The sequence below is a fragment of the Sphingobium sp. 15-1 genome, from assembly GCF_013375535.1.
Classification (GTDB): domain Bacteria; phylum Pseudomonadota; class Alphaproteobacteria; order Sphingomonadales; family Sphingomonadaceae; genus Sphingobium; species Sphingobium aromaticivastans.
Genome location: NZ_JABXJG010000001.1, coordinates 834,182 through 859,891, shown reverse-complemented (window position 1 = coordinate 859,891; position 25,710 = coordinate 834,182). Strand labels below are relative to the sequence as shown.

General features: G+C 64.5%; 27 protein-coding genes, 2 tRNA genes and 1 other RNA gene. 14 read left to right on the top strand and 16 right to left on the bottom strand.

The window, feature by feature from the left end; genetic code table 11:
• Window positions 1-77 precede the first annotated feature (77 nt).
• A complete protein-coding gene (locus tag HUK72_RS03965) occupies window positions 78-1,274 on the top strand; it encodes an MFS transporter (RefSeq protein ID WP_176595632.1) in 1,197 nt (398 codons plus the stop codon).
• 47 nt (window positions 1,275-1,321) lie between these two features.
• Here the strand turns inward: HUK72_RS03965 and HUK72_RS03960 are convergent, their stop codons facing one another.
• The 12 genes from HUK72_RS03960 to HUK72_RS03905 form a co-directional block, all read right to left on the bottom strand.
• On the bottom strand, window positions 1,322-1,849 hold the full coding sequence (locus HUK72_RS03960) for a hypothetical protein (RefSeq protein ID WP_176595631.1): 528 nt from the start codon (window positions 1,847-1,849) through the stop codon (window positions 1,322-1,324).
• Entirely contained in the window at window positions 1,836-2,207 is a 372-nt protein-coding gene (gene hisI, locus HUK72_RS03955) for a phosphoribosyl-AMP cyclohydrolase (protein WP_176595630.1), read from the bottom strand. The genes HUK72_RS03960 and hisI overlap by 14 nt, the downstream gene beginning before the upstream one ends.
• A gap of 144 nt (window positions 2,208-2,351) precedes the next feature.
• Window positions 2,352-2,428, bottom strand: a tRNA-His gene (locus tag HUK72_RS03950).
• Between the two features lie 275 nt (window positions 2,429-2,703).
• Window positions 2,704-2,976: an HU family DNA-binding protein gene (locus tag HUK72_RS03945; RefSeq protein ID WP_007688799.1), complete on the bottom strand. Its 273-nt coding sequence runs from the start codon at window positions 2,974-2,976 to the stop codon at window positions 2,704-2,706.
• Between the two features lie 177 nt (window positions 2,977-3,153).
• Entirely contained in the window at window positions 3,154-5,550 is a 2,397-nt protein-coding gene (gene lon, locus HUK72_RS03940; protein ID WP_176595629.1) for an endopeptidase La, read from the bottom strand.
• A 131-nt stretch (window positions 5,551-5,681) separates the two neighbouring features.
• On the bottom strand, window positions 5,682-6,005 hold the full coding sequence (locus HUK72_RS03935) for a YbaB/EbfC family nucleoid-associated protein (RefSeq protein WP_176595628.1): 324 nt from the start codon (window positions 6,003-6,005) through the stop codon (window positions 5,682-5,684).
• Complete coding sequence (locus HUK72_RS03930; RefSeq protein WP_176595627.1) at window positions 6,002-7,621, bottom strand: DNA polymerase III subunit gamma/tau; 1,620 nt, start codon at window positions 7,619-7,621, stop codon at window positions 6,002-6,004. The genes HUK72_RS03935 and HUK72_RS03930 overlap by 4 nt, the downstream gene beginning before the upstream one ends.
• A 111-nt stretch (window positions 7,622-7,732) precedes the next feature.
• An RNA gene (gene ffs / locus HUK72_RS03925) (signal recognition particle sRNA small type) lies at window positions 7,733-7,830 on the bottom strand.
• A 139-nt stretch (window positions 7,831-7,969) separates the two neighbouring features.
• Window positions 7,970-8,899, bottom strand: a complete 930-nt coding sequence (gene blaSGM / locus HUK72_RS03920; protein ID WP_176595626.1) for an SGM family class A beta-lactamase — start codon at window positions 8,897-8,899, stop codon at window positions 7,970-7,972.
• 3 nt (window positions 8,900-8,902) lie between these two features.
• Window positions 8,903-9,238 carry a 2Fe-2S iron-sulfur cluster-binding protein gene (locus HUK72_RS03915; protein WP_176595625.1) on the bottom strand — a complete coding sequence of 112 codons (336 nt, stop codon included), beginning with the start codon at window positions 9,236-9,238 and terminating at the stop codon, window positions 8,903-8,905.
• A gap of 18 nt (window positions 9,239-9,256) precedes the next feature.
• The gene (locus HUK72_RS03910; protein ID WP_176595624.1) at window positions 9,257-10,357 is read right to left on the bottom strand and encodes a cysteine desulfurase family protein; all 1,101 of its coding nucleotides are present in this window, start codon (window positions 10,355-10,357) and stop codon (window positions 9,257-9,259) included.
• Window positions 10,354-11,460, bottom strand: a complete 1,107-nt coding sequence (locus tag HUK72_RS03905) for an aminotransferase class V-fold PLP-dependent enzyme (RefSeq protein ID WP_176595623.1) — start codon at window positions 11,458-11,460, stop codon at window positions 10,354-10,356. The genes HUK72_RS03910 and HUK72_RS03905 overlap by 4 nt, the downstream gene beginning before the upstream one ends.
• A gap of 132 nt (window positions 11,461-11,592) precedes the next feature.
• On the opposite strand from HUK72_RS03905, the gene HUK72_RS03900 reads away from it, so the two are divergent.
• Window positions 11,593-12,249 carry an alpha/beta hydrolase gene (locus HUK72_RS03900; RefSeq protein WP_007688785.1) on the top strand — a complete coding sequence of 219 codons (657 nt, stop codon included), beginning with the start codon at window positions 11,593-11,595 and terminating at the stop codon, window positions 12,247-12,249.
• 198 nt (window positions 12,250-12,447) lie between these two features.
• Window positions 12,448-13,533, top strand: a complete 1,086-nt coding sequence (locus HUK72_RS03895) for an HPP family protein (RefSeq protein WP_176595622.1) — start codon at window positions 12,448-12,450, stop codon at window positions 13,531-13,533.
• Here the strand turns inward: HUK72_RS03895 and HUK72_RS03890 are convergent.
• Window positions 13,530-13,724: a hypothetical protein gene (locus HUK72_RS03890; RefSeq protein WP_176595621.1), complete on the bottom strand. Its 195-nt coding sequence runs from the start codon at window positions 13,722-13,724 to the stop codon at window positions 13,530-13,532. The two genes, HUK72_RS03895 and HUK72_RS03890, sit on opposite strands and share 4 nt — an antisense overlap.
• Window positions 13,725-13,826: 102 nt before the next feature.
• Between HUK72_RS03890 and rpiB the strand changes: the two genes are divergently transcribed.
• The 4 genes from rpiB to HUK72_RS03870 all read left to right on the top strand — a co-directional run bounded on the left by rpiB (window position 13,827) and on the right by HUK72_RS03870 (window position 17,196).
• The gene (gene rpiB, locus HUK72_RS03885) at window positions 13,827-14,264 is read left to right on the top strand and encodes a ribose 5-phosphate isomerase B (protein ID WP_176595620.1); all 438 of its coding nucleotides are present in this window, start codon (window positions 13,827-13,829) and stop codon (window positions 14,262-14,264) included.
• 11 nt (window positions 14,265-14,275) lie between these two features.
• Window positions 14,276-15,595: a serine hydroxymethyltransferase gene (gene glyA / locus HUK72_RS03880; protein ID WP_176595619.1), complete on the top strand. Its 1,320-nt coding sequence runs from the start codon at window positions 14,276-14,278 to the stop codon at window positions 15,593-15,595.
• A gap of 6 nt (window positions 15,596-15,601) precedes the next feature.
• On the top strand, window positions 15,602-16,063 hold the full coding sequence (gene nrdR / locus HUK72_RS03875; RefSeq protein ID WP_013040447.1) for a transcriptional regulator NrdR: 462 nt from the start codon (window positions 15,602-15,604) through the stop codon (window positions 16,061-16,063).
• A 77-nt stretch (window positions 16,064-16,140) separates the two neighbouring features.
• Entirely contained in the window at window positions 16,141-17,196 is a 1,056-nt protein-coding gene (locus HUK72_RS03870) for a TrmH family RNA methyltransferase (RefSeq protein WP_176595618.1), read from the top strand.
• 62 nt (window positions 17,197-17,258) lie between these two features.
• Here HUK72_RS03870 and HUK72_RS03865 read toward each other — a convergent pair whose 3' ends face one another.
• Window positions 17,259-17,555 (bottom strand): chorismate mutase, encoded by a 297-nt coding sequence (locus tag HUK72_RS03865; protein ID WP_176595617.1) that lies wholly within the window; start codon window positions 17,553-17,555, stop codon window positions 17,259-17,261.
• A 181-nt stretch (window positions 17,556-17,736) separates the two neighbouring features.
• Here HUK72_RS03865 and rpsD point away from each other — a divergent pair, with 181 nt between their 5' ends.
• From rpsD to aguB, 5 genes are all read left to right on the top strand, one after another.
• Window positions 17,737-18,351, top strand: a complete 615-nt coding sequence (rpsD, locus tag HUK72_RS03860) for a 30S ribosomal protein S4 (RefSeq protein WP_046762747.1) — start codon at window positions 17,737-17,739, stop codon at window positions 18,349-18,351.
• Window positions 18,352-18,484: 133 nt separating this feature from the next.
• Window positions 18,485-20,131 (top strand): M28 family metallopeptidase, encoded by a 1,647-nt coding sequence (locus tag HUK72_RS03855; protein ID WP_176595616.1) that lies wholly within the window; start codon window positions 18,485-18,487, stop codon window positions 20,129-20,131.
• A 519-nt stretch (window positions 20,132-20,650) separates the two neighbouring features.
• The gene (locus HUK72_RS03850) at window positions 20,651-21,634 is read left to right on the top strand and encodes an agmatine deiminase family protein (protein WP_176595615.1); all 984 of its coding nucleotides are present in this window, start codon (window positions 20,651-20,653) and stop codon (window positions 21,632-21,634) included.
• 1 nt (window position 21,635) lies between these two features.
• The gene (locus HUK72_RS03845; protein WP_255325606.1) at window positions 21,636-21,989 is read left to right on the top strand and encodes a DUF3147 family protein; all 354 of its coding nucleotides are present in this window, start codon (window positions 21,636-21,638) and stop codon (window positions 21,987-21,989) included.
• A gap of 10 nt (window positions 21,990-21,999) precedes the next feature.
• The gene (gene aguB / locus HUK72_RS03840) at window positions 22,000-22,848 is read left to right on the top strand and encodes an N-carbamoylputrescine amidase (RefSeq protein WP_176595614.1); all 849 of its coding nucleotides are present in this window, start codon (window positions 22,000-22,002) and stop codon (window positions 22,846-22,848) included.
• 66 nt (window positions 22,849-22,914) lie between these two features.
• Here aguB and HUK72_RS03835 read toward each other — a convergent pair whose 3' ends face one another.
• The gene (locus tag HUK72_RS03835) at window positions 22,915-23,571 is read right to left on the bottom strand and encodes a uracil-DNA glycosylase (protein ID WP_176597732.1); all 657 of its coding nucleotides are present in this window, start codon (window positions 23,569-23,571) and stop codon (window positions 22,915-22,917) included.
• Between the two features lie 23 nt (window positions 23,572-23,594).
• On the opposite strand from HUK72_RS03835, the gene folK reads away from it, so the two are divergent.
• Both folK and HUK72_RS03825 read left to right on the top strand, forming a co-directional pair.
• The gene (folK, locus tag HUK72_RS03830; protein WP_176595613.1) at window positions 23,595-24,095 is read left to right on the top strand and encodes a 2-amino-4-hydroxy-6-hydroxymethyldihydropteridine diphosphokinase; all 501 of its coding nucleotides are present in this window, start codon (window positions 23,595-23,597) and stop codon (window positions 24,093-24,095) included.
• A 45-nt stretch (window positions 24,096-24,140) separates the two neighbouring features.
• Window positions 24,141-24,216 (top strand) — tRNA-Lys (locus HUK72_RS03825).
• 307 nt (window positions 24,217-24,523) lie between these two features.
• On the opposite strand, the gene HUK72_RS03820 is transcribed toward HUK72_RS03825, so the two are convergent.
• Complete coding sequence (locus HUK72_RS03820) at window positions 24,524-25,696, bottom strand: acetyl-CoA C-acetyltransferase (RefSeq protein WP_176595612.1); 1,173 nt, start codon at window positions 25,694-25,696, stop codon at window positions 24,524-24,526.
• Between the last annotated feature and the right edge of the window lie 14 nt (window positions 25,697-25,710).

Genomic DNA, 25,710 nt, shown 5'->3' with positions numbered 1-25,710 from the left:
GCCAGCGCTTGATTTTGCCCAATAACACTCCCATGTGCGGGACTTAACCCCTATTGCATCGCAACATGGAGCAGCCGATGGCGCGAGCCAGCCGCGAGGTTCACCCCGCTCTTGTCATTCTCGCGCTCTCCATGGGCGCTTTCGCCATCGGCACGACCGAATTTGCGGCGATGAGCCTGCTGCCCTTTTTCGCGGGCGACCTGCGCATCAGCGAGCCGATGGCAGGCCATGCGATCAGCGCTTACGCGCTGGGCGTGGTGGTGGGCGCGCCGGTGATCGCGGTACTGGGTGCGCGGTTGCCGCGCCGGACGCTGCTGATCGGGCTGATGGCGCTGTTCGCGATCGGCAATGGGCTGAGCGCCACGTCGCCCGATTATGCGACCATGCTGCTGTTCCGCTTCCTGAGCGGCCTGCCCCATGGCGCTTATTTCGGCGTGGCGGCGCTGGTGGCGGCGTCCCTGGTGCCGAGCGACCGGCGCGCCCTAGCGGTGGCACGGGTGATGACCGGCCTGACCGTCGCGACCGTGATCGGCGTGCCGGTGGCGAACTGGATGGGGCAGGCGCTGGGTTGGCGCTGGGGTTTCGGCATCGTCGCGCTGCTGGCGATGATCACCATGACGCTGGTGGCGCTGTACGCGCCGCGCGACGCCGGCGATCCGGGGGCCAGCCCGATGCGGGAACTGGGCGCGCTGCGCGAGCCGCAGGTGCTGCTGACGCTGCTGACCGGCGCCATCGGTTTCGGCGGGCTGTTCGCGGTCTATACCTATGTCGTCTCGACCATGATTTCCGTGACCCATGTGTCGGAAGGGCTGGTGCCGGTGGTGCTGGCGGTCTTTGGCGTGGGCATGACGATCGGCAATCTGGTCGCGGCCTGGGCGGCGGACCGGGCGCAGAGCCGGACGGCGATCATCGTGCTGCTGTGGAGCGCGGCGTCGCTGGCGCTGTTCCCGCTGATGGCAGGGAATATCTGGAGCTTGTCGCTGGTGATCTTCCTGATCGGCTGCGGCGGGGGCCTGGGCAGCGTGTTGCAAACCCGGCTGATGGACGTGGCGGGCGACGCGCAGACGCTGGCGGCGGCCGCGCATCATGCCGCCTTCAATTTTGCCAATGCGCTGGGGCCTTGGCTGGGCGGCATGGCGATTTCGGCGGGCTATGGGCTGACGTCGACCGGGTGGATCGGCGCGGCGCTGGCCCTGGGCGGGCTGGGGATATTCCTGCTGGCGTTGAACCTGCAGCAGCGGTCCATGCGGTTGGCTACCGTTCCGTGTGAGTAATATATCGTGCTCCTGCGAAGGCAGGAGTACGATATAGCCCGAATTCTCTAATCAGGCTCGCATAGTTGGCCGCCACCACTGTCGCGGACCTGCAATGCCGCAGCCGCATCGCTCGCCACGCGGGGGAAGCTGACCCCCTCCAGCGAGCCTCGTCCCTTGCAGACGTCGGCGCATTTCATATCGACCACGCCGGGCAGCGAGACCTGATCGCCGTCATATTGCGCGACGACGATGCAATGATCGCTGCGAGAGAAGCTGAGGATCAGCTTGTCGCCCGCCCGCCGTGCAGAGCCTCTGCCCGCGCAACTCTGATCCTCACCGAAGGTCGCTTCCAGGCCAAAGCGGTAATCGCCGTTCCTGGCCGGGATCACGCAGAAGGCATCGCGGCCTGCTTCATGATTGCGCTGATAGAGGCCGATTGCGGGCACCTTCGCCGCGTCCGCGATCACGCCGGTTTCGATAGCGGCGCGTTCCAGGCCGGAACTGGTCTGAACGCCGCTTTCGCGTGGGGCGGGCGTGGCTTCGCGCTGGCACGCCGCCAGCAGGATCAGCGCGGAAAGGCTAGCCAGCCGCATCGACAGGCGTCAGGCCCTCCGGACCGATCCGGCGGAAAAAGCAGGAGCGCGCGCCCGTGTGGCAGGTAGGGCCGGCGGGCACAGCCTTCACCCAGACGGCATCCTGATCGCAATCAATGCGGATGTCGCGGACCTGCAGCATATGGCCCGACGTCTCGCCCTTCTTCCAGAGCGACTGGCGGCTACGCGACCAGAAATGGGCAAGGCCAGTGTCGACGGTGAGCTTCAGCGCTTCGGCATTCATATGGGCGACCATCAGCAGTTCGCCGCTGTCCACATCGGTGACGACTGCGGTGATCAGCCCGTCTCTGTCATATTTGGGATTGAGGGTCAGGCCCTTGTCGCGCGCTTCGTCCATGGACGCGGCTATAGAGGGCCGCGGCGCTTGTGCGAAGCCCTGAATGATGGGGGGGTGAAGAAGGCACTTCGACACGCTCGGTGCGAACGGGGGGCAGAAAGCGAACGATCGCCTCTGGCCCGAATGATCCAGGGAGGAAGAAAATGGGGCGATCGACGGGATCCGAACCCGCGACCTCCGGTACCACAAACCGGCGCTCTAACCAACTGAGCTACGATCGCCACAAGGGGCTGTGCCCCTGAGAGAAGGGCCACATATGCGGCCCATCCCGCGCCGTCAAGCGGATGGATGCGGAAAATGGCGTGGCGTCGAAATAAAAAAGAAAAGGGGCGAAGAGCCTGGCGCCCCCACCCCTTTTCCCGACTTCAGACATCGGCGCGCGCATCGGAGTCCGCCTCCCTGCTGCTGCGCCATTCTCTCCGTAAAAACTCTCGCCAACCGCGACGCCGGCTAAAAAATGAAAAAGGGCGCCCTTGAGAGAGCGCCCCTGAAACTCTTAGTTGACCGAGTCCTTCAGACCCTTGCCAGCCTTGAACTTCGGCTGGGCCGAAGCCTTGATCGTCATCGTTTCGCCGGTGCGCGGGTTGCGGCCGGTCGACGCCTTGCGCTGCGAAACGGAGAAAGTGCCGAAACCGACCAGGCGCACTTCGTCGCCCTTCTTCAGCGCGCCGGTGATTGCGTCGAAAACGCCCTCGACGGCCTTGCTGGCGTCGCTCTTGGAAAGGCCGCTGCTTTCAGCGACTGCGCTGATAAGATCCTGCTTGTTCATGCCTTGGGAACCCCCTTCTAGCTGTTTGGATAACTTAGGAATCGCGGCGTAGGCGGCGCAATAAGGCCCAGCTTTCGGGCCTTGTCAAAGGGAAAGCTGCATCGACGGCTACTCAGACAAGATTTTCAGTCAAAACCTTGTTGAATAGCCGTCAAACCCGAAGTTCCTGAACCCGGATCAGTGCCGGATCGAGGCTTCCCCATCCCGCCCCTGCGCCGGATTCGGCTGGGCGGCAAGGTCGTCCTCCTCGGTCCAGGCGATCGCTTCCGGCTTGCTCACCAGAGCGCGGGCCAGCACCTCGTCCACATGGGACACGGGAACGATCTCCAGCCCTTCCTTGATATTGGCCGGAATCTCCGCCAGATCCTTCTCATTCTCTTGCGGGATCAGCACCGTCTTGATGCCGCCGCGCAGCGCCGCGAGGAGCTTTTCCTTGAGACCGCCAATGGGAAGGACACGGCCGCGCAGGGTGACTTCGCCGGTCATCGCGACGTCCTTGTGGACGGGAATGCCGGTCAACGTCGACACGATGGTCGTCACCATGCCGATGCCCGCCGAGGGGCCATCCTTGGGCACCGCGCCTTCGGGAAGGTGGATGTGGATGTCCTTGCGGATGAAGATGCTGGGCTTGATCCCATAACCGGGCGAGCGCGCCTTCACATAGGAGAAGGCCGCCTGAACCGACTCGTTCATGACCTCTCCCAGCTTGCCGGTGGTCCGGATCGCGCCCTTGCCGGGGACGGTCACGGCTTCGATGGTCAGCAGTTCGCCGCCCACTTCGGTCCAGGCCAGGCCCGTCACCGCGCCGATCTGATGCTCCTCCTCGCCCACGCCATGGCGGAATTTCCGCACGCCGGCATAGTCCGCCAGATTTTCCGGCGTGATCGTCACCTTGTCATAGGCGCCTTCGAGGATCTTGCGCAGCGCCTTGCGGGCGAGGCGCGCCACTTCGCGTTCCAGCGTGCGGACGCCCGCCTCCCGCGTGTAATAGCGGATCAGGTCGCGAACCGCCTGCTCAGTGACTTCGAACTCGCCTTCCTTCAGGCCGTGGGCGTCGATCTGCTTGGGCAGCAGGTGCCGCTGCGCGATCTCGACCTTTTCGTCCTCGGTATAGCCTTCGAGCCGGATGATCTCCATGCGATCGAGCAAAGGCTGCGGCAAATTCAAGGAGTTGGCGGTCGTCACGAACATCACGTCGGAAAGATCGACGTCGATCTCCAGATAATGATCCTGGAACTTGCTGTTCTGCTCGGGGTCCAGCACCTCCAGCAGTGCCGAGGCCGGATCGCCGCGGAAGTCCTGACCCAGCTTGTCGATCTCGTCCAGCAGGAAGAGCGGGTTCATCGTCCCGGCCTTCTTGAGATTGGTCACGATCTTGCCCGGCAGCGAGCCGATATAAGTCCGGCGGTGGCCGCGGATTTCCGCTTCGTCACGCACGCCGCCCAGCGACTGGCGCACGAATTCGCGGCCCGTCGCCTTGGCGATCGAACGGCCGAGCGAGGTCTTGCCGACGCCCGGAGGGCCGACGAGGCACAGGATCGGGCCTTTCAGCTTGTTGGTGCGCGCCTGCACGGCGAGATATTCGATGATGCGGTCCTTGACCTTCTCCAGCGCGAAATGATCCTCGTCGAGGATCGCCTGCGCTTTCTTGAGGTCGGTCTTGACCTTGCCCTTCTTGCCCCAGGGCAGGCCGAGCAGCACGTCGAGATAGTTGCGCACGACCGTGGCTTCGGCCGACATGGGCTGCATGCCCTTGAGCTTCTTCAGCTCGGCGGTAGCTTTCGCGCGCGCTTCCTTGCTGAGCTTGGCCTTGGCGATCTTCTCGGTGAGTTCGGCAAGTTCGTCGCCTTCCTCGCCTTCGCCATTGCCCAGTTCGCGCTGGATCGCCTTCAACTGCTCGTTCAGATAATATTCGCGCTGGGTCTTTTCCATCTGCCGCTTCACGCGGCCGCGAATCTTCTTCTCGACCTGGAGTACGCCCAGCTCGCCTTCCATGAAGGCGAAGACCATTTCGAGGCGCTTGACCGGATCGGCCTCGACCAGCAGCGACTGCTTGTCGGCCACCTTGACGTTGATGTTGGCGGCGATGGCATCGGCCAGACGGCCCGCATCCTCGATCTCACGCAACTGCACCGGGGTTTCGGCGGGCAGCTTCTTGTTGAGCTTGGCGTAATTTTCGAACTGTTCGGCCACCGAGCGCATCAGCGCGGCGGCTTCCGGCCCTTCGGCGGCCAGCTCCTCGACCGCGCTCACATTGGCGAGCATATGGCCTTCGGCTTGGCTGATGCCGTCGAGGCGCGCGCGCTGCTTGCCCTCCACCAGCACGCGGACGGTGCCGTCGGGCAGTTTCAGCAATTGCAAGACGACCGCGATCACGCCGGTGTCGTAGAGCGAATCCTGACCCGGATCATCCTCTGCGGGGTCGAGCTGGGAAACCAGGAAGATTTCCTTGTCGCCTTCCATCGCGGATTCCAGCGCCGAAACGCTTTTGTCGCGGCCCACGAAAAGCGGCACGATCATCTGCGGGAAGACGACGATGTCGCGCAGGGGAAGAAGGGGATATTGCGTAGTCATTCACTCTCCGGGGCGATCAAGTCAGCCCAATCATGCGGTTCATCGTCTTTATGGGGAGAGTCGCCGCATCGTTCAATCATGCCTTGTAGGATCGGAATGATGAATAAGGGCTGATCCTGCCATAAGTTCAATCAGAAAGGCAGCTTGAAGCCGGGGGGAAGCGGCAGCCCGGCGGTCATCTTGCCCATTTCGGCGTTGGAGACTTCATCGGCCTTCTTGCGCGCGTCGTTGAAGGCGGCGGTGATGAGATCCTCCAGCATCTGCTTTTCCGACACGGCGAGCAGGCTGTCGTCGATGGCGACGCCAAGGATGCGCCCCTTGGCCGAAGCGCGGACCTTGACCAGACCGCCGCCAGCGCTGCCCTCCACCTCCAGCTTGTCGAGATTTTCCTGGGCGCGTTGCAGTTCCTCCTGCACGCGGCTGGCCATGCCCAATATTTCGTTCAGATCCTTCATCGCTCTGCGCTCCATTGTTCAAGCTCATCGCTGAGCTCGGCATCGGGGAAGGCCGCCAACGCCGCCTTGACCACCGGGGTTTCCATGATTTCAGCGCGGGCGTCTTCGCGCTGCTGATTTTCCCGCGCCATCAGGGTCGGCGCGACCGGGCCATCGGCCTGCCGCACCTGCCAGACGACGCCGGTGATGGCCTTGAGCGCCCGCGCGACCTCCCGAAAGAAATCGCCTTCGCCATACCATCGGTCGGTCAGGCTGATTTCCAGCAGCGGAGGCGCATAGTCGGAGAGACCGGCGCAATCCTTGAGATGCTGGGACAATTGCCCTCTTCCGCGAGCGTAAAGCAGTTCGATCAGATCTTCGAAACTGGCTGGAAGTTTGGCGGCTGGTGCGCCGGAGGGAGTCGCTGCGGGTGTCTGGGCGGAGGCTGTTGAGGCAGCAGGCGCGCCTTCGCGGAGCAGGCGGGCGATCTCGCCCGGATCGGGCATGGTCGCGGCATGCATCACGCGGAGCAGCGCCATTTCGCAACTTTCGATGGGTAGCGCGGCGCTGGCGACCTCGTCATGGCCTTTGAGGAGAAGCTGCCAGAGGCGATGGAGCGGCGCGAAACCCAGTTGCGACGCCCAGTCGGCCAGCGCCTCCCGTTCCTCGGCGGACTGGCCGGGATTGGCGATGTCGCGGCCCGCCTTGACCAGCGTGACGGCATGGACCAGTTCCAGCAGCCCGCGCATCAGGGAGAGCGGCTCGACGCCCAGCGCATATTGGTCGCGCACCGCGCCCAGCAGCGCTCCGGTGTCGCCTTCCAGCAGCAGGCCGAGCAGGCGGCGGGTCGAGCCGCGATCCGACAGGCCCAGCATGTCGCGGACCTGGGAGGCGGTGACGAGCGGCGCGCCTTCGCCCATTTCGGCATGGGCTATGGCTTGGTCGAGAATCGACAGGCCGTCGCGGGCGGAGCCTTCGGCGGCCTGGGCGATGAGCGAGAGGGCGTCAGGCTCGGCGGCGACCGACTCGGCCTCGACTACATGGGCGAAGTGGGCAGCGAGCAGTTCCGCCGGGATGCGGCGCAGGTCGAAGCGCTGGCAGCGCGACAGGACCGTCACGGGCACCTTGTTCACTTCGGTCGTGGCGAAGAGGAATTTCACATGCGCCGGGGGTTCCTCCAGCGTCTTCAGGAGCGCGTTGAACGCGTTCTTGGACAGCATGTGAACTTCGTCGATGATGTAGATTTTGTAGCGGGCGGAGACGGCGGCGTAGCGCACCGCCTCTATGATCTCGCGCACGTCGTCGACGCCGGTGTGGCTGGCGGCGTCCATCTCGACCACGTCGATATGGCGGCCTTCCGCTATGGCCATGCAGGGATCGCAGACGCCGCAGGGATCGATGGTCGGGCCGCCCTGCCCGTCCGGGCCGATGCAGTTGAGCGCCTTGGCGATCAGGCGGGCGGTGGAGGTCTTGCCCACGCCGCGCACGCCGGTCATCAGGAAGGCATGGGCGAGGCGGCCCCGGCGGATCGCATTGCCCAGCGTCTGGACCATCGCGTCCTGCCCGATCAGTTCCCGGAAATTGCGCGGGCGATATTTGCGCGCAAGGACGCGATAGGGCTGAGGGGAATCGGACATTCGAATCTTCTAGCCGTTCGTGCAGGGCTTGGCGACCCGAAGGGCAGCCTTCGTTTCAATATCGAAAGAAGAAGTGGGCTACGGCGGACTCAGTCCGAACGGGCGCTGTGTGGAGGTGGGAGCCGGAACGACCCGCAGCGAAATCACTGTGGCTGCTTCCGTCAGGACCTGACCAGGTTCGCGACGACTACGTCCGCCCGACTCCCGGCGCGGCATATGGCGAAAGGTTGGGGGGATGGCAAGGGGGTGCGGCGAAGGCCGCCGATGAGGGCGAAGGTTATTTGGTGAAGGGAAACCGTGCTCCTGCCTTCGCAGGAGCATAAAGCCAATGGTTGCTGGCGTTGATCTTCAATCCAACCCCGTCTTCTGCGCTTTTCCGACGAAATCCACAGCCGCGCGGGCGGTTTCGGCTATGGCGGCTTCGGCGGCCTTCGAATCCACCGTGGGATGATCGAGATAGATGGCGAGGATATATTCCTCGCCCGAGGGGGCCTTCACCAGCGCGACGTCATTATAGGCGGTGCCACAGCTTCCGGTCTTGCTGCCGGAGGTCCAGCCTTTGGGCAGGCCAGCCTTGATGCGATTGGCCCCGGTCGTGCTGGCGTTCAGCCAGCCGCGCAGCTTGGCGGCGCTTTCAGGTTTCAAGTCCGTGAAGATCAGGCGGCCCATCAGGCCGGCCATGGCGGCGGGGCTGGTGGTGTCGCGCTCGTCGCCCTCGGCATTTTCGTTGAGCGCCGGTTCGGTGCGGTCGAGGCGGGTGACGGTGTCGCCATGGGCGCGGATATATCTGGTGAGGCCTTCGGGGCCGCCGATCATCGGCAGCAGCAGGTTTGCGGCGCTGTTGTCGCTGACCTCCACGGCGGCGGCGGCCAGTTCCTCCATCGACATGCGGCCGCGCTTGGCGTTCTTCTTGACCACCGGGGCATAGTCCAGCAGGTCGGCCTTGGTGAAGCTGATCTGGCCCTCCAGCCCGAATTTGCCGCCTTCCGCGCCGGTCAGGACGGCGGCGGCGAGCGGCGCCTTGAAGGTCGAGCACATGGCGAACCGCTCGTCCCGGTTGAAGCCGAGCAGCAGCGCCCCCTTGCTGTCGACCAGCGCCACGCCGAGGCGGCCGCCTGTCTCCGTCTCGATCTCCTTGGGATTGCGGACCGATTTCATGGCCGATTCGCTCACCATATAGCGAGGCGGCGGCGGGAGCAGCGACTGGCGCGGCGCTTCCTCCTGCGCCGAAGCCGGGACGGCGAGCAGCAGGGCCGCAAGGAGCAGGCGTTTGGGCAAGGGCTACATTCCCTGCATATTATAGGATTCGCCGGGGATGCGGACGGTCAGGCTTTCAAGCTTTTCGTCCAGCACGATCTGGCAGGACAGGCGGCTGGTGCGGGTCGCCGAGGCGGCGAGATCGAGCATATCCTCCTCATCCTCGCTCGCCTTTTTGAGCTTGGGGAAGTCGGCGGCGTCGACGATGACATGGCAGGTGGAGCAGGCCATCTGGCCCTCGCAAGTGCCCTCCAATGGCTGGCCGGCGGCCTGGGCTACCTCCAGCAGCACGGAACCGGCCGGCGCTTCCACCTCCTGCTTATGCTCTCCATCCGCGCTGATGAAGACTATCCTGGTCATCGTGCGACATTCCCCGCTTTACGGCGCCCATTTTTGGGCTGCCCCATTCAAACTCCTCGCGGCATCCTCCAGTTCGGCCAGTGTCGTGTAGCGGCCAAAGCCGATCCGCACCGATCCGCGCGCCTCCGCATCTGAAAGGCCGAGTGCGCGCAGCACATGGCTAGGCCGCCCGGACCCGCTTGCGCAAGCACTACCGAGCGAAAAAGCGACATCGCGGCATTCCGACAACAGGCGCGCGCCGTCGACTCCGGCGCGGCGGAGGTTGAGATTGCCGTGATAGCGGCGGGTTTCGCTGCCGTTGAGGGTCCATTGGGAGAAAAGCGCGCGGGCCGCCTCCCATAGCGATTCGACATGAGCCCGGTCGGCTTCGGCGCGTTCGCGCATCAGGCGGGCGGCGGTGCCGAATCCGGCGCAGAGGGCTGGCGAGAGGGTGCCGGAGCGCAAACCGCCCTCCTGCCCGCCGCCGTGGATGATGGGGGTGAGGGTCACGCCGTCGCGGAGCCAGAGGGCGCCGATCCCCTTGGGGCCGTGGATCTTGTGGGCGCTGATCGCGATCATGTCGCATTGGGGCGGGATGGGGATGCGGCCATAGCCCTGCACCGCGTCGCAGAGGAACAGCGCGCCTGCCCTATGGGCGAGGTCGGCCAGTTCCGCCACCGGCTGGATAACGCCGATCTCGTTATTGACCAGCATCGCGGCGACCAGCGCCACGCCGGGGCGGATGGCCTTGGCGGCATGGTCGAGGTCGATCAGGCCGCCCGGACCGACGGGGAGGATGGTGGTGGCCCGCCCTGCCCTGCCCCCCGACCGGCCTTGTGCCTCCACCGTGTCGAGGACGGCGGCATGTTCGGTGGCGATGGTGACGATGCCGCCTTCGGGCGCGCCCTGGATGGCCATGTTGAGCGCTTCGGTCGCGCCGGAGGTGAAGAGGAGGCGGCCGCCTTCGGGGAGGAGCTTCAGGATTTCAGCGCGGGCGACTTCGACCTGCGCGGTGGCGGCGCGGCCCAGGCGGTGCGGGCTGTGGGGATTGGCGAACTGGTCGCGGAGCAGCGGGACCATCGCTTCAAAGGCTTCGGGGGCGAGCGGGGTTGTCGCCTGATAGTCGAGATAGATGGTCATCGGGCGCGCTCGGCCATTTTGGTCCAGGCCGCGATGAAACGGTCCATGTCGGCTTCGCTGGTGGCGGTGCCGAAACTTACCCGGATGACTTCGCTGGCCTCCGCTTCGTCCCAGCCCATGGCGTGGAGGACATGGCTGGTCTTGAGCGAGCCTGACGAGCAGGCGCTGCCCGCTGACACGGAAATGCCCGCGAGGTCGAACTGGATGAGCTGGGCGCGGGCCGAAAGACCGGGCATGCGGTAGCTGGCGATATTGGCGATGCGCGGGGCGTTGCGGGCGATGATCTGGCCGCCGGACGCTTCGATGGCGGCGTCGAGTTTGGCGCGGAGAATGGCGGCCTTGGGGAGCCAGTCGGTGCGGGCTTCGAGGGCTGCGGCCATGGCGAGGATGGCGGGGAGGTTTTCGGTGCCGGGACGGTAGCCCTGTTCCTGGCCGCCGCTGGGGTGGATCAGGGTGAGGTCTTTGATCAGGAGCGCGCCGATGCCGGGAGGGCCGCCGAATTTATGGGCGCTGATGGCGATCATGTCGGCGTCGGGGAGCGGGAGTTTGGCGGCGCTCTGGGCGCAGTCCGCGAAGAGGATGATGCCCTTGCGGTCGATGGCGTCGAGAGGCTGAATGACGCCGGTTTCGTTGTTGACGTGCTGGATGGCGAGGAGCGCCGCTCCTTTGTCATCCCCGCGAAGGCGGGGATCCATCTCCGACGCTGCAAGGGAGGAGATGTTGGGAGATGGGTTCCCGCCTTCGCGGGAATGACTCATGAAAAGGCCATTGGTGTCGACCTTCAGCCTATCCGCATTGGACGTGACGCGCAGGACCGAATCATGTTCGACCGGCGAGGTCAGGATGCGGCTTGCCTTGGCGCGGGTCAGGGCGATGGCGATGGCTTCGCTCGCGCCGGAGGTGAAGATGACATGGCCGTCCCAGCCCAGCGCCGCGCCGATGCGGCGGCGGGCATCCTCCAGCACGGCGCGGGCGGCTCTCCCGTCGGCATGGGGGCTGGAGGGGTTGGACCAGCTTTCCAGCGCTTCGGCCATCGCCGCCTTCGCCTCGGGCAGCATGGGCGTGGTGGCGGCGTGATCCAGATAGAGACGGTCGGAAGCCACGGACTTGGGAACACTCATTGATTGCGGAAATGGTGGCGACTTCTATATAGGCGGTCTGTCGCGCAGCGCCAGCATATGCTGCTGCGCCCCATTCCTTCGCGGCATCCGCCGCCCAGAACCATAACAGGTGCCATGCCCGACGTAATCTTTCCCGGTCCCGAAGGTCGCCTTGAAGGCCGCTTCAGCCCCCCGCCCCGCCCGCGCGCGCCGGTCGCGATGATCCTGCATCCGCATCCCCAGGGCGGCGGCACGATGAACGACCGCATCACCCAGGCGCTCTACAAGACCTTCGTGCGGCGCGGCTTTGCGGTGCTGCGGTTCAATTTCCGCGGCGTGGGACGCAGCCAGGGGACGTTCGACAACGGCATTGGCGAGTTGAGCGACGCCGCAGCCGCGCTCGACTGGGTGCAGAGCTTCCATCCGGAGGCGCAGACGACCTGGATCGCGGGCTTCTCCTTCGGCGCGTGGATCGGCATGCAGTTGCTGATGCGGCGGCCGGAAATTCGCGGCTTCATCTCGGTCGCGCCGCCTGCGAACATGTATGACTTCTCCTTCCTGGCGCCCTGCCCTTCGTCGGGCATCATCGTGCAGGGGACGGCCGACGAGGTCGTGACCGCCAGCGCCGTGCAGAAGCTGGTCGACAAGCTGCGTACCCAGAAGGGCATCACCATCCATCATGACGAAATCCGTGGCGCGAACCACTTTTTCGAGCATGAGCTGGATCAGTTGATGAAGTCGGTCGACAATTATCTGGATATGCGGCTTTCGCCGGATTCGCCCATTCGGTGAGCTGGGTTGGAAGTTGACGAGGTGGAGGGGCTGCTTTGGCGGCCCCTTTTCTTTTTGGGGTGGCGTTGAGGCTCGCTTCGCTCGCGCCCACTCCTAGCCCCTCCCGCCTGCGGGAGGGGGACTGAAAAGTTCGGATTGAGACGGCCGAGGAAATTTGCGCTTGGCCTTGGGGGCTGCGGGCTTTAGCGGCGGCGCGCGATGAGTGAAGAGAAGAATGACGCCCGGCTGATCTGGAGCCGCTATTACAGCGCCTTCGTTCCTGCCCCGGCGGGACCGGGCTTTCTAGACCGGCTGAAGGCGGCGAGCGGGGCCATTGGCGGGATTGCGATTACGGGCCTGCTCTGCGGGCTGATGCTGGGGAACGGGATCGCGCATCCGCTGCTGGTGGCGCCGATGGGCGCTTCGGCCGTGCTGCTCTTCGCTGTCCCCGCCAGTCCGCTGGCCCAGCCCTGGTCGGTCTTTGGCGGCAATGTGGTGTCGGCGCTGGTCGGGATCACCGTGGCGAAGCTGATCCCCGATCCGACCATCGCCGCTGCGCTGGCGGTCGGCTGCGCGATCGGGGCGATGTCGCTGTTCCGATGCCTGCATCCTCCGGGCGGGGCGGTAGCGCTGTCTACGGTGCTGGGGGCCACCCATGGCGCCCCCAGCTATATGTTCGCCTTCGTGCCGGTGGCGGTGAACACCGCGCTGCTCGTGACCGTCGCCATCATCTTCCATCGCATGGCGGGGCATAATTATCCCCATATCGTGCCCAAGACGCCCAGCGCCCATGGCACCAGCGATCCCGCTCCCCTGCTGCGCTCGCCGTCGGAGCAGGATGTCGAAGAGGCTTTGCAGGCCTATGGCGAGACATTGGACGTGGATGCGGCGGACTTGCAGGTGGTGCTGCACGATGCGGAGATGCGCGCCGCCGAGCGGGCGCATGGGCGGCTGACCTGCGGCGAGATCATGTCCCGCGACGTGATCTCGGTACGGGAAGGCCAGCCGGTGGCCGAGGCGCGGGAGCTGCTGCACGAACGGCGGCTGCTGTCCTTGCCGGTGCTGGACAATGCCGGGCGCGTGCATGGCGTGGTCGGCCCGCTGGACCTGGCGCGGACGGGCGAGCGCGTGGGCGACATCGCTTCCGAGCCCTATGTCGTGCATGCCGATACGCCGGTGGCGGCGCTGCTGCGCCCGCTGACCGACGGAGGGCGGCGCGAGGCGATTGTGGTGGATGACGACCGGATGCTGCGCGGCCTCATCACCCAGACCGATCTACTGACGGCAGTGGCGCTTCGGGCTTAACGACTATTTTCCAGCGCGGGCAGGTCCGGGCCGGGAATGGCGGAGATGGCGACATTGGCGAACATCACCAGCCCCGCGACGATCATCAGCGTGCCCCGCTTGCGGTCGCGCTTCTTGACGATCGCGTAGATGCCGCCGCCTGTCAGAGCGATGCCCGCCAGCATGAGAATCGATAAAATCGTGCCTGCCATGGAGCAGGCCATAGGCAGGCGGGTGGACTGTGGCAATATCGCGGCTCTGCCCCTATGAGGCGCGGGAACGAATCACCTTTTGCGTGACAGGACGAATTTGCCGTGAAAATCGCTATCGCTTCCGACCATGCCGCCGTCGATCTGAAGGCTGAACTTGCAGACTGGCTGCGCGCCGAGGGCCATGAGGTCGACGATCTGGGCCCGGCGACGGCCGACCGGGTGGATTATCCCGATTTCGGTTACAAGCTCGCGACAGCGGTGGCGTCCGGCGGCGCCGAGCGCGGCATTGCGCTGTGCGGGTCGGGCATCGGCATTTCCATCGCCGTGAACCGCAACCCCGCCTGCCGCTGCGCGCTGGTGTCGGAGCCGCTGTCGGCAGCGCTCAGCCGCGAACATAATGACGCCAACGTCCTTGCCCTGGGCGCGCGCCTGATCGGCGTCGACATGGCCAAGGCCTGCGTCACGGCTTTCCTTACCACCGATTTCGGCGGCGGCCGCCATGCTGGCCGCGTCGAGAAACTCTCCCAGCCCGCGCTCTGAAAGGACTTGCGATGAGCACTGAAACCCTCACCCAGCCCACCCTGTCGGACATCCGTTCCGAAGGCTATTTCACGCGCAGCCTGGCCGATGCCGATCCGGCGGTTTTCGCGGGCGTCACCAAGGAACTGAAGCGCGAGCAGAATCAGATCGAGCTGATCGCTTCGGAAAATATCGTGTCCAAGGCGGTGCTGGAGGCGCAGGGTTCGGTCTTCACCAACAAGTACGCCGAGGGTTATCCGGGCAAGCGCTATTATCAGGGTTGCGCGCCGTCGGACGAGGTTGAGCAGCTCGCCATCGACCGGGCGAAGCAGATCTTCAACTGCGGCTTCGTCAATGTGCAGCCCCATTCGGGCGCGCAGGCGAACGGCGCGGTGATGCTGGCGCTGACCAAGCCGGGCGACACCATCATGGGCCTGTCGCTGGATGCGGGCGGCCACCTGACCCATGGCGCGAAGCCCGCTCTGTCGGGCAAATGGTATAATGCCGTGCAATATGGCGTGCGCGAGGACACGCATGTCATCGACTATGACGCGCTCGAAGCGCAGGCGATCGAAGCTAAGCCGACGCTCATCATCGCTGGCGGTTCGGCCTATCCGCGTCACCTCGACTTTGCGCGCTTCCGGGCGATTGCGGACAAGGTCGGCGCGCTGCTGATGGTCGACATGGCGCATTTCGCAGGGCTGGTGGCCGGTGGCGCGCATCCGACGCCCTTCGGCTTTGCCGATGTCGTGACCACCACAACGCACAAGACGCTGCGCGGTCCGCGCGGCGGCATGATCCTGACCGATGACGAAGCCATTGCGAAGAAGATCAACTCGGCGGTGTTCCCCGGCCTTCAGGGCGGGCCGCTGATGCATGTGATCGCGGCGAAGGCGGTTGCCTTTGGCGAGGCGCTGCGTCCCGAGTTCAAGACCTACGCGCAGGCCATCGTCACCAATGCCAAAGCGCTGGCGGGCAAGCTGGAGCAGCGCGGCCTTGCCGTGGTTTCCGGGGGCACCGACACGCATCTGGCGCTGATCGACCTGCGTCCCTATGGCATCTCGGGCAAGGATGCCGACGAGGCGCTGGAGCGCAGCTTCATCACCTGCAACAAGAATGGCGTGCCGGGCGATCCGCTGCCGCCGACCAAGACCAGCGGCATCCGCGTGGGTTCGCCCGCGGGAACGACCCGTGGCTTTGGCGTGGCGGAGTTCGAGGCGATTGGCGACATGATCGCGGACGTTCTGGAAGGCCTTCGTGACAATGGCGAACATGGCGATGCCGCCGTGGAAGCCAAGGTCCGCGAGCGCGTCTCGGCCCTTTGCGCCCGTTTCCCGATCTACGAAGGGTAAGCGCCCTTGCGTTGCCCCTTTTGCGCCCATGACGACAGTCAGGTGAAGGACAGCCGCCCGACGGAGGATGGCGCCGCCATCCGCCGCCGGCGTCAGTGCGAGGCCTGCGGCGCGCGCTTCACCACCTTCGAGCGGATACAGCTCCGCGACATCTGGGTGGTAAAGAGCGAGGGGCGCAAGGAAGCCTTCGATCGCGACAAGCTGGCGCGCTCCATCGGGATCGCGTGCCGGAAGCGGCCGATCGACCCCAGCCGTCTGGAAAAGCTGATTTCCGGCATCCAGCGGCAGTTGGAGACCAGCGGCGACGGCGAAGTCCCGGCGCGGGCGATTGGCGAGATGGTGATGGAGGGGCTGAAGCGCCTCGACAGCGTCGCCTATATCCGCTTCGCCAGCGTGTATAAGGACTTTACCGATGCGCGGGACTTCGAGGATTTCGCCTCCACGGTGAAGGAGGTCGGGAGTGATTGAGGCTGCCTGCCCCTCCCCTCCGTTCGTCCTGAGTAGCCATTGAGCGAAGTCAAAATGGCGTATCGAAGGACCCTGCCTTGACGTTCTACGCTTATATGCTGTGCTGCTCGGACGGCAGTTATTATCTTGGACACACGGATAATCTCGAACGCCGCGTAGCTCAGCATCAGGCTGGCGAGATTGAAGGTTACACGCTGAAACGACGCCCTGTATCGCTCGTTTGGCAACAGGATTTCGGAACTCGCGAAGAAGCACTGTCCGCTGAGCAGCAGGTCAAAGGCTGGTCGCGGAAGAAAAAGGAAGCGCTGATCGCTGGCGACTGGGACATGATCAGTCTGCTCGCGCGCAAGTCCTTCGATACGGGGCTTCGACAAGCTCAGCCCCTACTCAGGACGAACGGAATAATGAGCAATAGCAACACCCCCTCCCCCGTCATCGTGCTGGTCCGACCGCAGCTTGGCGAGAATATCGGCAAGGCGGCGCGGGCGATGCTGAACTTCGGGTTGATCGAGATGCGGCTTGTCAGCCCGCGCGACGGCTGGCCCAATCCGGATGCGGGGCCGTCGGCGGCCGGCGCCGATGTGGTGCTGGACAAGGCGGAGGTGTTCGAGACGCTGGCCGACGCCGTGGCCGACTGCGCGCATGTCTATGCGACCACTGTGCGCAAGCGGGGCGTGACCAAGCCTGTCGTGACGCCGGAAGAGGCTGCGCGGGAAATCCATGCCGCTACGGGACGCTCGGCCTATGTATTCGGGCCGGAGCGGTCTGGGCTGGAGACAGAGGATGTCGCGCTGGCGCGGAAGATTCTGACCGTGCCGATCAATCCGGAATTCGGGTCGCTCAATCTGGCGCAGGCGGTGATCCTGTGCGCCTATGAATGGTCGAAGCAGGCTTCTTTGGAGCAGCCGACTGTGGTCGATCTGGGCGAACCGGCTCCGCAGGTGGAGCTGGAGGGGATGATCGCGCAGTTCGAGACGCTGCTCGAAGGGGCGGGCTATTTCTTTCCGCCGGATCGGGCGCCTGCGACCAAGCGGACGTTGCGGAATCTGCTGACCAAGCCGGGCTGGAATCACCTGGAGGTTCGGACTTTGCGGGGCGTGCTTTCCGCGTTGGGCAATCCACGGTCGCGTTAGTTCGAGCGCAACGTGCTCCTGCGACCCAAAGGGCGGCGAAGCCAACGCAGGAGCAGGTTACATCAAGCCTTAAGGCGATCGAACTCGGTCATCTCGTACACGATCGAGGCTTCGACCAACTGGTCCCACAGCTCCGCAATCGCATCAGCAGGCATGCCAAGACGTTCCGCCTCGATGCGAACATTTTCGATCACCTCGGCCTTGCGCGCCTCATCTCGCACAGCGCCGCGCTCCGGCTTGATCCGCGCAGCGGCGCGCATATGGGCGAAGCGCTGGTCGAGCAGCGCGACAAGCCGGCGGTCGATTTCGTCCACCCCTGCGCGGACTTCGGCCATGGTCGTGTAGCTTTCGGGATTCATGGCCCCGCTGACTAAGCCCGGAAACAGGCCCTGTCGAGGGTTGACATGGCGTCATCGCTTCGTCATAGGCGCCGCTTCGCGATTGGCCCCGCATCCCGGTGAAGCGGCGGCCCTGCCCCCTTGCGGCAAGCAGGCGATGACCGGGAATAACGTTGTTAGCGATTGTTTTGAGGAATATTTTATGTCGAAGCGTTCCAGCGCCAAGTATAAACTCGACCGCCGCATGGGCGAGAATATCTGGGGCCGCCCCAAGAGCCCGGTCAATAAGCGTGAATATGGCCCCGGCCAGCACGGCCAGCGCCGCAAGGGCAAGATGTCCGACTATGGCATCCAGCTCCGCGCCAAGCAGAAGCTGAAGGGCTATTATGGCGACATAACCGAGAAGCAGTTCAAGAAGAGCTACATCGAGGCCGCCCGCATGAAGGGCGATACCGGTCAGAACCTGATCGGCCTGCTGGAGCGCCGCCTGGACGCCGTCGTGTACCGAGCCAAGTTCGCGCCGACCATCTTTTCGGCCCGTCAGATCGTTTCGCACGGCCACATCTATGTAAACGGCGTGAAGTGCAACATCGCCAGCCGTCTGGTGAAGCCGGGCGACGAGATCACCCTGGGCAAGAAGGCGCAGGAAATGGCGCTGGTCCTGGAAGCGCAGAGCCTGCCCGAGCGCGACATCCCCGACTATGTGTCGCCCGACGGCGCCGCCAAGGTCACCTATGTCCGCGTTCCCTCGCTGGACGAAGTGCCCTATCCGGTGAAGATGGAACCGAATCTGGTCGTCGAATTCTATTCGCGCTGATCGATTACGGTCACAACATGTACGGAAAGGCGGTCCTTCGGGGCCGCCTTTTTTGTTTGTTCAACAAGCCTTGTTTGGCGTGGGGCGTACTGGCAGAAACGGCACATCCCTTCGTCTTTTCAAGGCTGTTGCCATGCGTGCCCTCATCCTGACCTCCCTGATCGCCCTTACCGCCGGAAACGCGGCGGTGGCGGCCCCTTCCGACAGCGGCCCGTCCATCGACACGATGAAGGAGGTAGTGAAGGAAATTTCATCCGATGCCTATGAGGGCCGCGCGCCGGGGACAGCGGGGGAGGAAAAGACGCTCGCCTATCTGGTCCAGCGGTTCGAGGCGTTGGGGCTGAAACCCGGCAACAAGGGAAGCTGGTTCCAGGACGTGCCGCTGGTCGAGATCGATGCGAAAAATGTGTCTCCCCTGACCTTCACTGGCGGCAAGGCTCCGGTTTCGGCCAGTTATGGTCCGGAAATGGTGATCGCCACCTATCGCACCGGGCAGGCGCATATCGATCTGAAGGACAGTCCGGTCGTCTTCGTCGGCTATGGCATCAACGCGCCGGAGAAGAAGTGGAACGACTATGCCGGCGTGAATGTGAAGGGGAAGACGGTCGTCATCCTGGTGAACGATCCCGATTATCAGACACCGACGCTGCGCGGGCCGTTCAGCGGGCGGGCGATGACCTATTATGGCCGCTGGACCTACAAGTTCGAGGAGGCGGCGCGGCAGGGCGCGGCGGCGGCGATCATCGTGCATGATACGGTGCCCGCCGCCTATGGCTGGAATGTCGTGCAGTCGAGTTGGACCGGGGCGCAGCATGTGGCCGACAGCGCCAATGCCAATGCCGATCAGTCCGCCGCCATCGGCTGGATGCAGAAGGACAAGGCGGCGGCCCTGATGGCGAGCGCGGGGCTGAACCTCGACGCGCTGATGGCGACGGCGAAGAAGCGCGGGTTCAAGGCTGTGCCGCTGAAGGGCGTGAAGGCCAGCGTCTCCTTCGACAATGCGATCCGCAAGCATAGTTCGAAGAATGTCGTCGCCCTGCTGCCCGGCAAGGCGCGGCCGGACGAATATGTGCTCTACGCGGCGCATTGGGACCATCTGGGCCATTGCGAGGCGGCGCCGGACGGCGACGACATCTGCAACGGCGCCATCGACAATGCCACCGGAACGGCGGCGCTGGTGGCGCTGGCGGAAGCGAATGTGAAGGCGGGGCCGACCGACCGCAGTCAGGTTTTCCTGGCGGTGACGGCGGAAGAATCCGGGCTGCTGGGGTCCGCCTATTATGGCAATCATCCGGTCTTCCCGCTTGGGCAGACGGTGGGCGGCGTCAATATGGACGCGCTCAGCATGGCGGGGGTGGCGAAGAATGTCGTCGTGATCGGCAAGGGCAAGTCGCAGCTCGACACCTATCTGGACCGGGCGCTGGCGGCGCAGAAGCGGGTCGCCAGTCTGGAGCCGACGCCGGAAAAGGGCTTTTACTATCGCTCCGACCATTTCAGCTTCGCCAAGCATGGCGTGCCGATGCTTTATTTCGAGGGCGGGCAGGATCTGGTGAAGGGTGGTCCCAAGGCCGGGGCCAAGGCCGCCAAGGATTATGAGGAGCATCGTTATCACGGCCCCAAGGATGAATATGATCCCAAATGGGACTGGAGCGGGGTGAAGGCGGACCTGAAACTTTATTATGATGTCGGGCGGGCGCTGGCGAACGCGACCGACTGGCCCAATTGGATGCCGGGGGACGAATTCCGCGCCATTCGCGACAAGATCCGGGCGGGGAAGTAACGGGTTTCGGTCATTTTTCGGAGAAGCTGGCGCCGAAGTTCACGCATATGCGCGCGGGCACGCGCGCGCATATGCGTGAGGGCGCAATTTGCCGGACGTTTCAAAGAGCGATGCGGGATAGGCCCGACGGCTCGGAATAGGACAGAGCGAATTGCGCCCGATTGGGAAATAGGATGCTTTTGCGGCGCTTGTGGCCAATGGGACACGCATCACCCCAACCGACAGGTTCCGGCTGAGGATTTGGTGATTGTGGAGAGGGTTTGAAAATGGGCAATTGCCGGCGTTAAGCGCGCCCTGTTCCTGCACAGGCAGGAACCCAGTTCGGACGGTGCGATGATATATCGAGGGCGGGACTGGGCTCCTGCCTGCGCAGGAGCACGGTGTACTCTACGGTGTACTCTAAGGAAAGCAGGCGCCCCGCTTTCCACCCAAATCCGCCATTCATCATAATGCCTCTGGAATGCGTAGCGCGATCCTGTAGAGGGCGCAGTGGACACGCCGTGATCAGGAGCCAAGCCCATGACTTTCCGTATGCCCGCCGAATGGGCGCCGCATGACTGGACCTGGATCGGCTTTCCCACAAATCCCGATGAGTGGCCGGGCGCGTTCGACGAAGCGCGGCGGCAGATCGCTGATTTCGCCAGCGCGCTCCATGCGGACGGCAAGGGCGAGGAAGTGCGGCTGGTCTGCGCCCATGAGGGCGATGCGCAGGTTGCCCGCGGGCTGGCGGCGCCGGGCGTCTCCATCATCGTGCAGAAGCTGGGCGACGTCTGGCTGCGAGACACGGCCCCGATCGCGGTGAAGCGCGGGCCGGAACGGGCACTGGTGGATTTCGGCTTCAACGGCTGGGGCGGCAAATATCAGATGTCGGGCGACGAGGATATTGGCGCGCGGCTGGCGGCGACGACGGGGTTGCCGACCTCGACCCAGCATTGGGTGTTCGAAGGGGGGGCGGTCGACACGGACGGCACCGGCCTATTCGTGACGACCGAGCAGTGCCTTCTCAACCCCAACCGCAATCCGGAGCTGGATAGGGGGAAGATCGAAACCCTGCTGGCGGGATCGCTGGGCCTGTCGGACATGCTGTGGCTGGGCGACGGGCTGCTCAATGATCACACCGATGGCCATGTCGACAATCTGGCGCGCTTCGTGGCGCCCGGCGTGCTGGCCCTGCCCGAAGCGAGTACGGAGGATGACCCCAATGCGGCTATCTATGCCGATGCGCGGGCGCGGGCCAGGGCCTTTGGCGTGGAGGTGGCGTCCATCCCCTCCCCCGGCCGCGTCGTGGTGGATGGCGAGACCATTCCGGCGAGCTACATGAATTTCGCCATCGGCAACGCAGCCGTCATCGTGCCCATCTATGGCCAGCCCAATGATCAGGCGGCGCTCGATGCGTTCAGGCCCTTCTTCCCCGGCCGGGAGGTTGTCGGGCTGCGCAGCGACGCGATCCTGTCGGGCGGCGGCAGCTTCCATTGTTGCAGCCAGCAGATGCCGTCGGCTTGAGATGAGCGCGATGCTGGCGCTGCGGGCGCTGATCTCCGGCATCATCATCGCCATCGTGTCGGTGGTGTCGCGGCGTTATCCGGGGCTGGGCGCGTTGATTGCATCGCTGCCGCTGATTTCGGTGATGGGGATGATCTGGCTGTGGAACGACAAGCCGGACGTCGAGAATATGGCCCGCCATGCGGAGGCGACATTCTATTATGTCATCCCCTCGCTGCCGATGTTCCTTTTGATCCCGATGCTGCTGCGGCGTGGGGTTTCCTTTGCGCCTGCGCTGATCGCGGGTTGCGTGCTGACGATCCTGCTCTATCTCCTCACCGTTGCCGTAGCCGCCCGGATGGGCATTCGTCTCTAGGGTTTCGAATATGACCAAAGTCACCGTCGCCGCGCTCCAGCTCGCCTTTTCCGATGACCGGGCGGACAATATCGAGATGGTCGCCGGCCATGTCGTGAAGGCCGCCGCGCGGGGCGCCAGGATCGTCCTGCCGCCGGAACTGTTCGAAGGCCCGTATTTCTGCAAGGTCGAGGAGGAAGCGCTGTTCGCCAATGCGCTGCCCGTGGACGAGCATCCCGCCGTGCAGGAAATGCGCAAGGTCGCCAAGGCGGAAGGAGTCTATATCCCGGCAAGCTTCTTCGAGCGGGACGGGCATCATTATTACAACTCGCTCGCCATGATCGACGATGAGGGCGAGATCATGGGCGTCTATCGCAAGAGCCACATCCCCGACGGGCCGGGCTATGAGGAGAAATATTATTTCCGTCCCGGCAATACGGGCTTCAAGGTGTGGAAGACGAAGTTCGGCACCGTCGGAATCGGCATCTGCTGGGATCAATGGTATCCCGAAACGGCGCGGGTGATGGCGCTGATGGGCGCGGAAATGCTGTTCTACCCGACCGCCATCGGATCGGAACCCTATGACGCCGACCTCGACACCAGCCGCATGTGGCGCCGCGCGATGATCGGCCATGCGGTCAGCAACTGCATGCCGGTGATCGCCGCCAACCGGATCGGGGAAGAGGACGGTCAGAAATTCTACGGCCACAGCTTCATCACCGATCAATGGGGCGATTTCGCCGCGGAGGCCAATGCGAAGGACAATGGCGCGCTGGTGGCGACGCTGGATCTGGAGCAGGCGAGGATGCACCGCGCGGGCATGGGCTTCTTCCGCGACCGGCGGCCGGAGCTTTATGCGCGGATCGCGCAGGACATATAGAATCTGCTTCGGTGTTCCTGCGCAGGCAGGAACACGAGTTGAGATCAAAGGAGACGTGTGCGGCAGCTATTCGGCCGCCAGCTCCACCGCCCTCTCGAACACCGCCTCGAACATGTCCGTCGTCAGGCGGCCGGTATTCTGGTTGTAGCGCGAGCAGTGATAGCTATCGATCAGCATCTTGCCGCTGGGCATGCGATGCTCCGCCAGATGGGCGAAGCGCGCCTTGGGGAGCTTGCCGCCCAGCACCTTGACCGCTGACTGGTGCGCGATCTGGCCAAGCGCGATGAAGACCTGCGCATGGGGCAGCGCCGCGACCGCGGGTTTCAGGAAGGCGCGGCAGTTGCGGATTTCCTCCGGCAACGGCTTGTTCTGCGGCGGCAGGCATTTGACGGCGTTGAGGATGATGACGTTCCGCAGCGTCAGGCCGTCGTCCGGGCGCGCTGCATAGGTACCTTCGGCCAGCCCGAATTTGCCGAGCGTCGCGAACAGCAGATCGCCGGCATAATCCCCGGTAAAGGGTCGGCCGGTGCGGTTGGCGCCCATCTTGCCGGGCGCGAGGCCAATGATCGCGATCTTGCCCAGGGGATCACCGAAAACCGGAACTGGCGCATTCCACCAATCGGGATGCTCCGCCCGGTTTTCATCGCGGAAAGCCGCCAGGCGGGGGCAAAGCGGGCAATCATGCGGCGGTTCGCTCTGCGGGATAGGGCTTTGCAGCGTCATGGCGACGGGATAGGCGCTGTCGGATGGTGAAGACAAGCACTCCTCATATTTATGCGCTCGCGCTGGGATCGAACCGGCCGCTGTCGGGGCGGTTGACGCCCGACCGCTTGCTGAAGGAAGCGGTCGGGCGGATCGCTGAGTTGGGCACCGTTCTGGCGGTGGCCCCTGTCCTGAAGACTCCACCGCTGGGGCCGTCTCGCCGGATTTTCGCCAATGGCGCGGTGCTGGTGGAGAGTGGATTGCCGCCGGAGGCGATGCTTTCACGGTTGCAGGCGATTGAGTGCGTCCTGGGGCGTCAGCGGTTCATGCGCTGGGGAGCAAGGCGTCTGGATGTCGACATCATCCTCTGGTCCGGCGGCCGCTGGAGCAGCCGGTCGCTGCATATCCCGCACCCTGCCTTCCGCGAGCGGGATTTCGTGCTGGCGCCGCTTTGCGCGATTGCGCCGGGGTGGCGCGACCCCGTTTCGGGACTTTCGGTGCGCCATTTACGCTTCCGCCTGCGAAAAGCGATTTCTGGAGGTTGACCAGCCGCATCGCCGCCTCTAGTGCGTGCGGACCTCAGGACATGAGGGCCCTTAGCTCAGTCGGTAGAGCAACTGACTTTTAATCAGTAGGTCGCTGGTTCGAATCCAGCAGGGCTCACCACCCCGATAGCCGCGCATCATCCCGGTCTTCAGCCCATGGCCGTGATCACGAGCGCGGCGAAGCACCATATCTCGAACGAGACCAACAGGCCGAACAGGATGCCGAACATGGCATGAGGCTTCAGTGCGTCGTCCATCTGCCCTCTCCAATTCTTTCTGCAAGATGAACGGCTTAACCAGGCGTCTGGTTCCCGGCGCGCTTCAACGCACCTATTCGGTTCATCGCATAGGCGACGACCGTCCCGCAGCAAGCTCCCTTGGAGTGATGGGCAATGGGCGGGGCGGGAGGATGATCCCGCCCCTCCATATCAGAGCCTCTCGACGATCGTGACGTTCGCCATGCCGCCCGCCTCGCACATGGTCTGGAGGCCGTAGCGGGCGCCGCGGTCATGGAGCGCGCTGATCAAAGTCGCCATCAGTTTCGCGCCCGAACCGCCAAGCGGATGGCCCAGCGCGATCGCGCCGCCATGGACGTTGAGTTTGGTAGGATCGGCTTCGAGCGCCTGCGCCCAGGCCAGCGGGACCGAGGCGAAGGCTTCGTTGACTTCGTAAAGGTCGATGTCGGAGAGCTTCATTCCCGCCCTGGTCAGCGCCTTTTCCGTCGCCGGGATCGGGGCTTCGAGCATGATGATGGGATCGTGGCCCAGCACCGTCATCTGGTGCACGCGGGCGAGCGGGGTGAGGCCGAGCGTCTTGAGGCCGCGTTCGTTGACCACCAGCAGCGCGGCGGCGCCGTCGCAAATCTGGCTGGCGTTGGCGGCGGAGATCACACCTTCCTCGGTCAGCAGCTTGACGCTCGCGATCCTTTCCAGCGTGGCGTCGAAGCGGATGCCCTCGTCGATTTTGTGGATGATGGTCTCGCCTTCCGGGGTCACGACTTCGAGGGGGAGGATTTCCGCGTCGAACTTGCCCGCTTCGGTTGCGGCGGCGGCTCGGCGGTGGCTTTCGAGGGCATAGGCGTCCAGCACATCGCGGGTCAGGCCATATTTCTTCGCCAGCATCTCCGCGCCGCCGAACTGGCTGAAGGGCTGGTTCGGGTAGCGCGCTTCGATGCCGGGGCTGCGATAGGTGCCAAAGCCGTGCTTGGCGGGCAGCGTCCAGGGAAGGCCCATGGGCACGCGGGTCATGCTTTCGACGCCGGCGGCGATCACCACATCCTGTACGCCGGACATGACGGTCGCGGCGGCGAAGTGCAGCGCCTGCTGGGAGGAGCCGCATTGGCGGTCGACATGGGTGCCGGGGACGGATTCGGGCAGGCCCGACGCCAGCACGGCGTTGCGGGCGATGTTCGCGCCCTGCTCGCCGCCGGGACAGGCGCAGCCCATGATGACATCCTCTACGGCAGCCGGATCGATGCCGGAGCGCTCGACCAGCCCTGCAAGGACTTTGCCCGCGAGATCGGCGGGGTGGACGGCGGCGAGGCGGCCGCCCCGCTTGCCGCCGGCGCTGCGGGCGACGGCGGCGATATAGGCTTCAGCCATGCTATTTCTCCTCT